A 12,059-nucleotide genomic window follows, 5' to 3' on the forward strand; every position below is an offset into this window, starting at 1 on the left:
TCCACAGTAGAGTTGCAAAGAACCCTCTGCAAGGGTTTTTTGCAGAGACTTCTTTGCAACTTCCGGGAGCGGTGCCCGCCCGGCCACCGCGGCCTCACCGCGGCGGCTGGTCCTCCGCCGCCTGTTCCACCAGCGGGATGATCCGCAGCGGGACCGGGTTCTCCATGACGATCGCCGTCGAGGCCCGGACGATGCCCTCGAAGCCGACCACGCGGTCGATCACGCGCTGGAGATCGGCGTTGGAGCGGGCCACGAGCCGGCACAGCATGTCCCCGTGGCCGGTCGTCGTGTGCAGCTCCAGGACCTCGGGCACGGTCGCCAGATGTCCGCGCACGTCGGCGCCCTGGCCCTGCTTGATCTCCAGGGTCGCGAAGGCCGTGACCGGATAGCCGAGGGCCGCCGGATCGACCTGGGGGCCGAAGCCGCGGATGACTCCGTTCGACTGGAGCCGGTCGAGCCGTGCCTGGACCGTGCCGCGCGCCACGCCGAGCCGTCGTGACGCCTCCAGGACCCCGATCCGGGGCTCCTTCGCGAGGAGGACGATGAGCCGTCCGTCCAGATGATCGATCGCCACGGCGGCCTCCCGATGGTCAGCATGTACAAGACGCCCGCTCATACTGGCCGGTCGCTGGGCAGATTGACCAGGGGAACAAGAAACTATTGCGCAGCCTGCAGACCGGCGGGACGCTCATCACATGACTGAGACCATCGATCACACCACTTCCACCGCGCGTGAGGCCGATCCCTTCCCGGTGAAGGGTATGGACGCGGTCGTCTTCGCCGTCGGCAACGCCAAGCAGGCCGCGCACTACTACTCCACGGCCTTCGGCATGAAGCTGGTCGCGTACTCCGGACCGGAGAACGGCAGCCGCGAGACCGCCAACTACGTCCTCACCAACGGCTCCGCCCGTTTCGTGTTCACCTCCGTCATCAAGGCCACCACCGAGTGGGGCCGCTTCATCGCCGACCACGTCACCGAGCACGGCGACGGCGTGATCGACCTGGCGATCGAGGTGCCGGACGCGCGCGCCGCCTACGCCCACGCCGTCGAGCAGGGCGCCACCGGCCTCGTCGAGCCGTACGAGCTCAAGGACGAGCACGGCACCGTCGTCCTCGCCGCCATCGCCACGTACGGCAAGACCCGCCACACCCTCGTCGACCGCTCCGGCTACGACGGCCCGTACCTCCCCGGTTACGTCGCCGCCCAGCCGATGGTCGAGCCGCCGGCCAAGCGGACCTTCCAGGCCATCGACCACTGCGTCGGCAACGTCGAGCTCGGCAAGATGAACGAGTGGGTCGGCTTCTACAACAAGGTCATGGGCTTCACGAACATGAAGGAGTTCGTGGGCGACGACATCGCGACCGAGTACTCGGCGCTGATGTCGAAGGTCGTCGCGGACGGCACCCTCAAGGTGAAGTTCCCGATCAACGAGCCGGCGATCGCGAAGAAGAAGTCGCAGATCGACGAGTACCTGGAGTTCTACGGCGGCCCCGGCGTCCAGCACATCGCCCTCGCCACCAACGACATCGTCGCCTCGGTGCGCGCGATGCGCGCCGCCGGCGTGCAGTTCCTGGACACCCCGGACTCGTACTACGACACGCTCGGCGAGTGGGTCGGTGACACCCGCGTCCCGATCGACACCCTGCGCGAGCTGAAGATCCTCGCCGACCGCGACGAGGACGGCTACCTGCTGCAGATCTTCACCAAGCCGGTCCAGGACCGCCCGACCGTCTTCTTCGAGATGATCGAGCGCCACGGCTCCATGGGCTTCGGCAAGGGCAACTTCAAGGCCCTGTTCGAGGCGATCGAGCGCGAGCAGGAGAAGCGCGGCAACCTCTGACGGCTGCCGCTTCCCAGCCACCTCGCACGGCAGGGGCCCGACCCGGGTGACAGCACCGGGCCGGGCCCCTGCCACGCCCCGGGCGGGTACGGGGGGCCCGCCCGGGGCACCCACCACCTGGACGCCGCCTGCATGCCCTACATGCCGGGCTTCTTCGGAACGCCAGGCTTCCCGGGACGCTCCGGCTCCGCGTTCGTCTCCGGCTGGGCGTCCTTCTCCGGTTGCACGTCCTTCTCGGGGCGTACGTCCTTGGGCAGCTCGTCCGGCGGATCGCCGAGCGCCGCCAGGGACTCCTTAGCGCGCGGCGCGAGCAGCGGCGAGAAGTACGGGTTGATCCGCAGCGCCTCCGCGAGGTGGCGGCGGGCCGGGCCGTAGTCCTCAAGGGCCCGCTCGATCTCCCCGCGGTGGTAGGCGAACAGCGCGCTGCGCAGCCCCTCGTCGGTGGCCTTCTTCGCGTACGCCAGCGCCTCCTTCGGCTCGCCCGACCGGAAGAGCGCCCAGCCGAGGGCGTCCGCCACCTGTACGGAACGGTGCCCGCCCGCCCACGCGGCCCGCAGCCGCCGTACCGCGTCCGCCGTCCGCGCCGCGCCGCCGTGGTCCGCGTCCAGCAGACCGAGCGTGACCTCCGCCCCCGGCCACGCCGTGGTCCGCAGCCGCTCGTACAGCGCCCGCGCGTCCCCGTCCAGGCCGAGCGACTCGTCCAGCTCGGCCGCCTCCAGGAGGTATTCCGGCAGCGGCAGCCGCTCCAGGGCCGCCCGCCAGTCCCGTACCGCCTCCTGCGTCCGGCCGAGCGCCGCCCGCGCCCGCGCCCGGCCCGCGAGCGACGGCCCGTGATCCTTTACGAGACCGAGCGCGGCCGCGTACTGCGCGAGGGCCTCCTTCGGCTCGCCCCGCTCCCACGCCAGATCGCCGGCCCGGGACAGCGCCGCCGCCTTCTCCGGGGCCGTCTCCGCCAGCGCCACCGCGTCCAGGGCCGCCGCGCCGGCGTCCTCGCGCCAGCCGAGGTTGCGGTAGAGCTGCGCCGAACGCGCGCTGACCGCCGAGCCCGAGTGCAGCTCGGCCAGCGCCTCGGTCGCCTTCTGGGCCGCCGCGTAGTCGCCGAGACCGTCGTACGCGTCGATGAGGACCGGGTACGCGGCCCAGCGCTTCGGGTCCGCGTTCCGGGCCCGCTCGCCCCACTCCTTGCCCGACTTCCAGTCGCCGCGCGCGTTCGCGAGGGCCGCCATGCCCACCTGCGCGTCCAGGTTCCCCGCGTTCCCGGCCTTCCCGGCGCTCTTCGTCTTCAGGGAGCGCTCCAGGGCCCGCTCGGCCCGCGGCAGGTCCGCCGGGTCCGCGCGCCGCAGCCCCCGCTCCGTATAGGCCGCGCCGAGCAGCGCCCATGACGCCGCGTCATCCGGATGGGCCCGCAGCCACGTCTCCCGGTCGCCGATCAGCGCGACCAGATCGGGCAGCGCCGCCTGGGCCCCCGCGTTCGCCGCGTGTGTCGCGCGCTCGGCCGCTCCGGGCGGCCGCTCCGGGGTCCGGCCGACCAGCTCGGGCACGTACAGCAGCGCCGTCGCCGCGAGCACCGCGCCCACGCCGGAGGCGAGGACCGTCCGCGACACGTTCTCGGGTCTCATGGCGCACACTGTGCGCCCGTACGCCGCTGTACGAAGAGCACACGAGCCACGGGCGACGGCGGGTTCACACCGATGGCCCCGGGTGCCAGGCTGGACGCATGGACGATCTTCACGAGAGGCTCCACGAACTGCTCCTGGCCGGGCTCCCCGCCGAGGCCGTGCTCACCGACCCCGACGTCACCGCCTCCTACGCCAACGACATGGCGAGCTTCTGCACGGCCGGCACCCCCGCGGCCGTCGTGCTCCCGCGCACCGTCGAACAGGTCCAGCACGTGATGCGCACCGCGACCGAACTGCGCGTCCCCGTCGTCCCGCAAGGCGCCCGCACCGGCCTGTCCGGTGCCGCCAACGCCTCCGACGGCTGCATCGTGCTCTCGCTCGTCAGGATGGACCGCATCCTGGAGATCGACCCCGTCGACCGGATCGCCGTCGTCGAACCGGGCGTCGTCAACGCCGTGCTCTCGCGGGCCGTCGCCGAACACGGCCTCTCCTACCCGCCCGACCCCTCCAGCTGGGAGACATGCACCATCGGCGGCAACATCGGGACGGCCTCCGGCGGGCTGTGCTGCGTGAAGTACGGGGTCACCGCCGAGTACGTGCTCGGTCTCGACGTCGTCCTCGCCGACGGGCGGCTGCTGCGCACCGGCCGGCGCACGGCGAAGGGCGTCGCCGGATACGACCTGACCCGGCTCTTCGTCGGCTCCGAGGGCAGCCTCGGCATCGTCGTCGGGGCCGTGCTCGCGCTCAAGCCGCAGCCGCCGGCCCAGCTCGCGCTCGCCGCCGAGTTCCCGTCGGCGGAGGCGGCGTGCGCGGCCGTCTGCACGATCATGGAGCGCGGCCACACCCCGTCGCTCCTCGAACTGATGGACGGCACCACCGTCCGGGCCGTCAACAAGCTCGCCCACATGGGCCTGCCCGACACCACCGAGGCGCTGCTCCTGTGCGCCTTCGACACCCCGGACCCGGCCGCCGACCTCGCCGCCGTGGGGGAGCTGTGCCGGGCCGCGGGCGCGACGGAGGTCGTGCCGGCGGACTCCGTCGCCGAGTCCGAACTCCTCCTGCAGGCCCGGCGGCTCTCGCTCACCGCCCTGGAGACCATCAAGCCCGCGACGATGATCGACGACGTGTGCGTGCCGCGTACGAAGCTCGCCGCGATGCTCACGGGCACGGCGGCGATCGCCGAGAAGTACGCGCTGACCATCGGCGTCTGCGCGCACGCCGGCGACGGCAACACCCATCCCGTCGTCTGCTTCGACCACGCCGACGAGGACGAGTCGCGGCGGGCGCGGGAGTCCTTCGACGAGATCATGGCGCTCGGCCTCGCACTCGGCGGCACGATCACCGGCGAGCACGGGGTGGGCGTGCTGAAGAAGGAGTGGCTGGCGCGGGAGCTCGGGCCGGTGGGCGTGGAGCTGCAGCGCGGGATCAAGAAGACGTTCGACCCGCTGGGTCTGCTGAACCCGGGCAAGCTCTTCTGAGTCCCTGCTCACAGGTCGCCGTCCGCGGACTCGTCCGACGGCCACGGGTCGCGCAGCCACAGCTCGTCCGCCAGGACGGTGGTGGCGAGCAGCTCGGCCAGACCGTCGTCGATGCCGAGCTGCTCGGTCTCGGTGCCCGGCGGCACCACGCGCAGGGTCCGCTCCAGCCACGCGGACACCTGCGCGGACGGGGCCTCCAGGAGGGCGTCGCCGTCGGGGGAGGACAGGGCCATCAGGATGACGTTCCGCCCGTCGACCTTCGTCGGCCAGATCCGCACGTCCCCGTGCCCGCACGCCCGGAACACGCCCTCCACCAGCAGTTCGCGCGCGAACGTCCAGTTGACCGGGTGGTCCGAGCCGATGTGGAAGGTGATGTGGACGGCGTACGGGTCGTCGGTGCGGTAGGCGAGGCGGGCGGGGACGGGGACGGAGCGCTCGGGGGACAGGACGAGCTTGAGCTCGAGCTCGCGCTCGACGACGTTGTTGTTGTCGGTGTTCTGCATGGCGGGTGGCCTCTCTGGGTGGGGCCCATGGGTGGGCCTTCACTGGGAGAGAGGGGCGTCGGGCGGATCCATTACGCGACTTCGGAAAAGTTTCTGGGAAATTTTTTGGAGCGGCTCCGGCGTGAGTGTGGGGCCGGTCTACGGGGGTAGGCGGGGGCCCGAGGATCACTCTGGGTGACGATTTCGTGAGGGTGTCCCCCGAAGGCGGGCTTTCTGGTGGGCTCCTTGTCCCAGCGGGGTCGTTCTTCGTTACTGTCCTCCCTGGGCCGCGGGCGCGGCCCGCGCGGATCAAGGCGTTGTGACGGAACGGAGTCGGGGCAGTGGCTACTCCTCCAGGAGGCGGCGGAGACGTACCGCAGGCGGGCTACTACCCGGACCCGTCCATTCCGGGGTACATCCGCTTCTGGAACGGCAACGCGTGGGTCCCCGGCACCAGCCGCCCGGCCCCCAAGGAGGGCGAAGCCCTCCCCGGCGCGCCGCGCTCCGCCGCCGCCCCCCAGCCGGCCCCCTCGGTCCCCTCGGTCGAGGAAACGGGCCCCATGTTCCTGGACGAGGCCCCCGCGGCCTCGGCCTGGCAGGCCTCCACCTCCCAGCAGACGGGCTTCGGCGGCGACCGCGACCAACGCGTCTCCTGGGGACGCCCGGACGCGACGGACCCGCGCGCGGCGAGCGCGGGCTGGCCTTCGGCCGGCGGCGGTGCCGGACAGCCGGCCGCGCCTGCCGACACCGACGCGGCACACCCGGCCGTGCTGGGCCAGGCGGCCGGCGCTGCGCCTGACTGGCCTGCTGCCGGTGGGTCGACCGACACCCGATCGGGTGCTTCTGCTGACGCTGCTTCGGCTTGGCCCGCGGCCGACGCGCAGACCGGCGCGGGCGGGCCTTCCGGCGACCGTACGCCCGGCGGCGCTGCCGCCACCGGCGCGGCCGGGGCGCCTGCTTGGCCTGCCGCCGGGAGTGGCGCCGAGCAGGCAACCGCCGGCACGGGCAGCGCCCGTGGGGCGGGCTCGGTCCACGACGCCGGGGCCGGGACGCCTTCAGACGGTCGTACGCCCGGCGGCGCTGCCGGGTCCCCTGCTTGGCCTGCGCCCGGCGCCGGCACCGACGGCGCGCGTGGCGCGACTCCGCCCGGCGGGCAGGCGTCAGGCCCCGCCGTCACCGGTTCCGCGGCCCCGGAATCGTCCGCCGGCGCCGACTCGGCGGCGGTACGTGGCGGCTCCGCCGACTTCGGCGGCCGGGGGCCCGGTGCGGCCTCCGCAGCCGGCAACGGCGTCCAGGGCTCCGGCGACACCCCGGCCGCGACGCCGGGAGGCCCCGCGGCCGAAGGCGCGGCTTCCGTGCCTGGCCAAGGCAGTGGGCCGGGGCACCCCGCGCCCTGGTCCGGCACCGCCTCGCCGCGCTCCGAGGCGAACGCCGCCCCGGCGGCGCCCGCCTGGCCCTCCGCCGGCTCGCAGCCCGCGGGCCCCGCCGCCGCGTCCGCGCGGCTCGGCGGGATGCCCATAAATCCGGCCACTGCCCCGCAGGGCGCGGCCCTGCCCGCCGCCGCCCCGCAGGCGGCAGCCCCCCACGCCGCCGCCCCCCACGCCGCCGCCCCGCAGTCCGCCGCCCCGCACGCCCCCGCCCCGCACGCCCCCGCCCCCTGGACCCCCCAAGGGCCGTCCGGTCAAGTTCCCGACTCCGCTGCGCCCCCCGTCGTCCCCTGGAAGCCCCCCGTCGACGACGTCTTCACCTCCGCCGCTCGCGAGCAGGCGGCCGCGCGGCCTGCCGGGATGGGGCGGCGGTTGCTTGCGCGTGTCGTTGACGGGGTGGTCTTCGGCGCGGCCGTGGGGGCCGTGGCGTATCCCTTCGTCAGTGCGGCGCTCGCGCACATCGAGGAGAAGATCGAGGCGGCGCGGCAGTCCGGGGTGACCGTGCAGGTGTGGCTGGTCGACTCGACGACGGCGGTGCAGTTCGGGATCGTGCTGGCCGCGTTCTTCGTGCTCGGGGTCGTGTACGAGGTGGTGCCGACCGCGAAGTGGGGGCGCACGCTGGGGAAGAAGGTGTGCGGGATCCAGGTGCGGGACATCGAGGCGCACGAGCCGCCCACGTTCGGCGCCGCGCTGCGGCGGTGGCTGGTGTACGGGGTGCTCGGGCTGCTCGGGGTCGGGGTGCTGAACGTGCTGTGGTGCCTGTTCGACCGGCCGTGGCGGCAGTGCTGGCACGACAAGGCGGCCAGGACCTTCGTGGCCCGGTAGCGGCTGCCCGGGCACCGTCCCCCGAACGGGCGGCGATTCCTTGCGGGGGCCATGGGGGCGGGATGCACTGCCCCCATGAGCAACGATCAGCCGCCGCCTCCGCCCCCGGGTCCGCCGCCCGAGGACGACCCGTTCAGCAAGCGGCCCTCGGGGCCGCCAGGCCCACCGCCGGGCGGTCCACCACTGGGCGGTCCACCACCGGGTGGCACACCGCCCGGCGGCCCGCCACCGCCCGGCAACCCGTACGACAACATGCCCCCGCCCCCGCCCCCGTACGGCGGCGACGGCGGTTACGGTTACGGCGGTCCGGACCCGCTCGCCGGCATGCCCCCGCTCGCCGACTCCGGGCGCCGGATCGTCGCCCGGATCATCGACTGGCTGATCATCGCCGTGCCGCTCGCGCTCATCGGCATCCCGTTCGACGTCTACAAGCGCGCCACCAACAGCGACAACTTCGACGCCACCGTCAACAGCCTGAACGGCGGCGGTCAGTTGGCGTTCCAGCTGCTCACGATCGTCGCGTACGTCGCGTACGACACCGTCATGGTCGCGACGCAGCACGGTCAGACCCTCGGCAAGAAGTGGATGAAGCTGCGCGTCGCGATGCTCAACGACGGGTCGACGCCGCCGATGAGCACCTCGCTCGTCCGCGCGCTCGTGCTCTGGCTGCCCGCGCTGATCTGCTGCGCCTGTCTGTGGCCGCTGCTCCTGCTCATCCTGATCCTCGTGGACAAGCCGTACAAGCAGGGGCTGCACGACAAGGCCGCCAAGACGGTCGTCGTGTCCGTACCGCAGTAGCGCCGGACTACGAACCGATCCGGGTGTCCGCCCCCGCGCCCACCGGTGCGGCCGGCACCCGGATCTCCTCGTGCGGGGATCCGGCCGCGCCGGGAGTCTTGACGGCGCGCGCCCGTACCGGCATCGTCACCGCCACCAGCAGTCCCAGCATCAGCCCCGCGGCGCAGACCGCCGCGATGCCGAGTGTCGTGGTCGTGCCGGAGAGCAGCAGCAGGGCGGCCGTCGACAGCACGACGGTGGCCGAACCGTAGGCGACCTGGGTGACGTTCACGACGTTCGGGCGCATGACGGGTACCGTCCCTCGGAGCGATCGTGGCAACGGACGACTCTATGACGGTGGATGCCCGAGCGGAACCGTAAGTAAGCGTGACCTAACCCACGGGTCGCGCGAGCCGGTGCACAGGGGGCGCAGGGGCGCACGGCCCAGCGCCGGGCCTGGCGTGCGCCCCTTCCGCGCCTCGCCCGGACCTTGTCGGCGCTCACCCCGAATTCGTTCGATGTTCGACTATCGGAAATCCGCTCCCGCATAGTGCAGTTGACCTGCCCAAGTCAAGATCTGTCTTTTCTTCTTCAACTCCGGTCGAATGTCGTCACTTGTGACGCGCGCTTCCGCCCGGGCGGACACCCCACATAGATCCGACCGGTGTCGAGCGCGCCCTGGGGAGGACGAAACAAGTGACCAACAAGCGACGGGCGATCAGCGCGTCCGCCGTCGTCGTAGTGCTCGCGGCCACCGCCGCCACCGCCTCGACGTTCGGCACCGCCTGGGCCGACTCGCACACCCCGGAGCCGGCGGCCAGCGCCGCGGCCCGGGCCAACGCGATTGACAAGACCGCGGTCGACCACGACCTCGACGGTCCGTTCAGCAAGCAGCAGGAGCAGGCTCGCAAGGCCGCCGTGGAGCAGGTGCTCAACGGCGAGACCAAGGTCGAGAAGCGCAACGGCTCCCAGGTCGTCAAGCTCGACAACAAGAAGTACGTCGAGCTCGGCCGTGAGAAGACCGACAAGATCTTCACGATCCTCGTCGAGTTCGGCGACAAGGTGGACAACACCACCCTGGTCGACCGCAAGGACGACGACACCACCGACCTCAAGCCGAAGTACGGTGGCGAGCCCGGCCCGCTGCACAACAAGATCGCCCAGCCCGACCGTGCGAAGGACAACTCGACGGCCTGGCAGGCGGACTACAACCAGCAGCACTTCCAGGACCTGTACTTCGGCACCGGCAAGGACAAGGCCGGCAAGCCGAAGCACTCCATGAAGACCTTCTACGAGCGCACCTCGTCCGGCCGTTACTCGGTCGACGGCGAGGTCTCGGACTGGGTCAAGGTCCCGTACAACGAGGCCCGCTACGGCTCCAACTACTGCGGCCAGACCAACTGCGCCAACGTGTGGGACACCGTCCGCGACGGCGTCAACGCCTGGGTCGCCGACCAGAAGGCCAAGGGCAAGACGGACGCCGAGATCAAGGCGGACCTGTCGAAGTACGACCAGTGGGACCGTTACGACCACGACGGCGACGGCAACTTCAACGAGCCCGACGGCTACATCGACCACTTCCAGATCGTCCACGCGGGCGAGGACGAGTCGGCCGGCGGCGGCGTCCAGGGCAAGAACGCCCTGTGGGCCCACCGCTGGTACGCCTACGGCACCGACGCCGGCAAGACCGGCCCGGCCGACAACAAGGCCGGCGGCACGCAGATCGGTGACACCGGCATCTGGGTCGGCGACTACACGATGCAGCCGGAGAACGGCGGCCTCGGCGTCTTCGCCCACGAGTACGGCCACGACCTCGGTCTGCCGGACCACTACGACACCTCCGGTGGCGGCGACAACTCGACCGGCTTCTGGGACCTGATGTCGTCCGGTTCCTGGCTCGGCACGGGCAAGGACTCCATCGGTGACATGCCCGGCGACATGAGCGCCTGGGACAAGCTGCAGCTCGGCTGGCTGAACTACGCCAAGGTCAACGACTGGCAGCGCGCCACCAAGACCAAGTTCAAGCTGGGTGTCTCGGAGTACAACACCAAGAACCCGCAGGCGCTCCTCGTCGAGCTGCCGAAGAGCAAGGTCTCCACCGAGGTCGTGGCCCCCGCCGAGGGCGCCACCCAGTGGTGGAGCAACATGGGTGACGACCTCAAGAACACCCTCACCCGTGACGTCGACCTGACCGGCAAGTCGAAGGCCCAGCTGGACCTGCAGGGCTGGTACGACATCGAGCAGGACTACGACTTCCTGTACGCCGAGGTCTCCACCGACGGCGGCGCCAACTGGCACGCCCTCGACGGCACCGCCGACGGCAAGCCGCTGCAGAAGGACTCCTCCGGCGCCCCGGCGCTGACCGGTGCCTCCGGCGCGTACCAGAAGCTCTCGTACAACCTGGACGCCTACGCGGGCCAGAAGGTCAAGCTCCGCTTCCGCTACCAGACGGACGGCGGCGCGGGCGGCAAGGGCTTCACCGCCGACGCCATCACGCTGACCGCCGACGGTGCCGCCGTCTTCTCGGACAACGCCGAGAACGGTGACAACGGCTGGGTCGCCAAGGGCTTCTCGCGCATCGGCAAGGGCTTCACGAAGGAGTACGAGCAGTACTACATCGCGGAGAACCGCCAGTACACCTCGTACGACCAGACCCTCAAGGTCGGCCCGTACAACTTCGGCTTCACCGGTGACAAGGCGAGCTGGGTCGAGCACTACCCGTACCAGAACGGTCTGCTGATCTGGAAGTGGGACCTGTCCCAGAAGGACAACAACACCTCCCAGCACCCGGGCAAGGGCCTCGTCCTCCCGATCGACTCGCACCCGAGCCCGCTGAAGTGGAGCGACGGCACCCTGATGCGCGCCCGCATGCAGTCGTACGACTCCCCGTTCAGCATCTCCGGCACGGACGGCTTCCAGCTGCACAAGCTGGACAAGGCGACCTGGGTCCCCTCCCAGGCCGGTAACCCGGTCTTCGACGACCACAAGGGTGTCTACTGGTACGCCGAGACCCCGCTCGCCGGTGTCCAGGTAACTGACACCAACACCCAGATCCGTGTTCTCAAGGAGGCCAAGGACGGCTCCACGGTCACGGTCCAGGTTGGCCCGTCGGTGAAGTAACAACGAATTCTCCTGCATCACCGCAGGTCAGAGCATGATCGGCCGTCGCCCTCTAGCGGGCGGCGGCCGATCGTGTTTAGGTGCGTCTACGGCTCATGGCCGCCCGACCTTATTGACAGTAGTTCCACGGGGGAGTGGTTCCGCATGCCCAGCGGAGGGTTCTGCAGACTGCCTGGAGGCAGTGTCGTCGTCGCCATCGGACTGCCCAGCCCGGCCGGCGACGGCGCCACCGTCCGCTTCCTGGTGCACGCGGCGAACCGCGCCCGCGCCCTGACCCGGCTGCGGAACCTGGGCCTGCGCGCCGTCTACCTCCGCGGCAACGCCGAGCCGCCCACACCGGACGAGATAACGGCCGTGCTGCACCACCCGGACGGCCTGCTCTGGCGGATAGACGCCCGGGAGCTGTGGCACCCGGTACGGTCGCTGCCCAAGGCCCCCACGGTGGAAGAGCCCGGTGGCCTGAGCCCCGCCGCCTGAGCCCGCCGCCCGA

General features: G+C 71.5%; 10 protein-coding genes and 1 pseudogene. 7 read left to right on the forward strand and 4 right to left on the reverse strand.

All coding sequences use genetic code 11. The features are described from left to right. Window positions 1-94 precede the first annotated feature (94 nt). Window positions 95-574, reverse strand: a complete 480-nt coding sequence (locus ACIRSU_RS34290) for an Lrp/AsnC family transcriptional regulator (RefSeq protein ID WP_403800834.1) — start codon at window positions 572-574, stop codon at window positions 95-97. 121 nt (window positions 575-695) lie between these two features. Here ACIRSU_RS34290 and hppD point away from each other — a divergent pair, with 121 nt between their 5' ends. Further along, window positions 696-1,841, forward strand: a complete 1,146-nt coding sequence (hppD, locus tag ACIRSU_RS34295) for a 4-hydroxyphenylpyruvate dioxygenase (RefSeq protein WP_403800837.1) — start codon at window positions 696-698, stop codon at window positions 1,839-1,841. A gap of 137 nt (window positions 1,842-1,978) precedes the next feature. Here the strand turns inward: hppD and ACIRSU_RS34300 are convergent, their stop codons facing one another. After that, a complete protein-coding gene (locus ACIRSU_RS34300) occupies window positions 1,979-3,460 on the reverse strand; it encodes a tetratricopeptide repeat protein (protein ID WP_403800840.1) in 1,482 nt (493 codons plus the stop codon). 98 nt (window positions 3,461-3,558) lie between these two features. Here ACIRSU_RS34300 and ACIRSU_RS34305 point away from each other — a divergent pair, with 98 nt between their 5' ends. After that, window positions 3,559-4,938, forward strand: a complete 1,380-nt coding sequence (locus ACIRSU_RS34305; protein WP_403800843.1) for an FAD-binding oxidoreductase — start codon at window positions 3,559-3,561, stop codon at window positions 4,936-4,938. Window positions 4,939-4,946: 8 nt separating this feature from the next. On the opposite strand, the gene ACIRSU_RS34310 is transcribed toward ACIRSU_RS34305, so the two are convergent. Then, entirely contained in the window at window positions 4,947-5,441 is a 495-nt protein-coding gene (locus tag ACIRSU_RS34310) for an SsgA family sporulation/cell division regulator (RefSeq protein WP_403800845.1), read from the reverse strand. A gap of 320 nt (window positions 5,442-5,761) precedes the next feature. Here ACIRSU_RS34310 and ACIRSU_RS34315 point away from each other — a divergent pair. From ACIRSU_RS34315 to ACIRSU_RS34325, 3 genes and pseudogenes are all read left to right on the forward strand, one after another. Continuing rightward, window positions 5,762-5,881 (forward strand): annotated as a pseudogene (locus ACIRSU_RS34315) (DUF2510 domain-containing protein); the annotation flags it as partial. 1,050 nt (window positions 5,882-6,931) lie between these two features. Further along, window positions 6,932-7,672, forward strand: a complete 741-nt coding sequence (locus ACIRSU_RS34320) for an RDD family protein (protein WP_403801028.1) — start codon at window positions 6,932-6,934, stop codon at window positions 7,670-7,672. Window positions 7,673-7,747: 75 nt separating this feature from the next. Continuing rightward, on the forward strand, window positions 7,748-8,470 hold the full coding sequence (locus ACIRSU_RS34325) for an RDD family protein (RefSeq protein ID WP_403800848.1): 723 nt from the start codon (window positions 7,748-7,750) through the stop codon (window positions 8,468-8,470). Between the two features lie 7 nt (window positions 8,471-8,477). On the opposite strand, the gene ACIRSU_RS34330 is transcribed toward ACIRSU_RS34325, so the two are convergent. Next, entirely contained in the window at window positions 8,478-8,756 is a 279-nt protein-coding gene (locus ACIRSU_RS34330; RefSeq protein ID WP_403800851.1) for a hypothetical protein, read from the reverse strand. Between the two features lie 389 nt (window positions 8,757-9,145). Between ACIRSU_RS34330 and ACIRSU_RS34335 the strand changes: the two genes are divergently transcribed. Next, window positions 9,146-11,569: an immune inhibitor A domain-containing protein gene (locus ACIRSU_RS34335; protein ID WP_403800854.1), complete on the forward strand. Its 2,424-nt coding sequence runs from the start codon at window positions 9,146-9,148 to the stop codon at window positions 11,567-11,569. A gap of 144 nt (window positions 11,570-11,713) precedes the next feature. After that, complete coding sequence (locus tag ACIRSU_RS34340; protein ID WP_403800857.1) at window positions 11,714-12,046, forward strand: hypothetical protein; 333 nt, start codon at window positions 11,714-11,716, stop codon at window positions 12,044-12,046. Window positions 12,047-12,059 lie beyond the last annotated feature (13 nt).

The organism is Streptomyces sp. NPDC101160 (genome assembly GCF_044768205.1).
In the GTDB taxonomy this organism is placed as follows: Bacteria; Actinomycetota; Actinomycetes; order Streptomycetales; family Streptomycetaceae; genus Streptomyces.

Excerpts from the sequence above, each read along its gene's own strand:
- hppD (WP_403800837.1), top strand. The coding sequence starts at position 696 with ATGACTGAGACCATCGATCACACCACTTCCACCGCGCGTGAGGCCGAT.
- ACIRSU_RS34300 (WP_403800840.1), bottom strand. The coding sequence starts at position 3,460 with ATGAGACCCGAGAACGTGTCGCGGACGGTCCTCGCCTCCGGCGTGGGC.
- ACIRSU_RS34305 (WP_403800843.1), top strand. The coding sequence starts at position 3,559 with ATGGACGATCTTCACGAGAGGCTCCACGAACTGCTCCTGGCCGGGCTC.
- ACIRSU_RS34310 (WP_403800845.1), bottom strand. The coding sequence starts at position 5,441 with ATGCAGAACACCGACAACAACAACGTCGTCGAGCGCGAGCTCGAGCTC.
- ACIRSU_RS34320 (WP_403801028.1), top strand. The coding sequence starts at position 6,932 with ATGCCCATAAATCCGGCCACTGCCCCGCAGGGCGCGGCCCTGCCCGCC.
- ACIRSU_RS34325 (WP_403800848.1), top strand. The coding sequence starts at position 7,748 with ATGAGCAACGATCAGCCGCCGCCTCCGCCCCCGGGTCCGCCGCCCGAG.
- ACIRSU_RS34330 (WP_403800851.1), bottom strand. The coding sequence starts at position 8,756 with ATGCGCCCGAACGTCGTGAACGTCACCCAGGTCGCCTACGGTTCGGCC.
- ACIRSU_RS34340 (WP_403800857.1), top strand. The coding sequence starts at position 11,714 with ATGCCCAGCGGAGGGTTCTGCAGACTGCCTGGAGGCAGTGTCGTCGTC.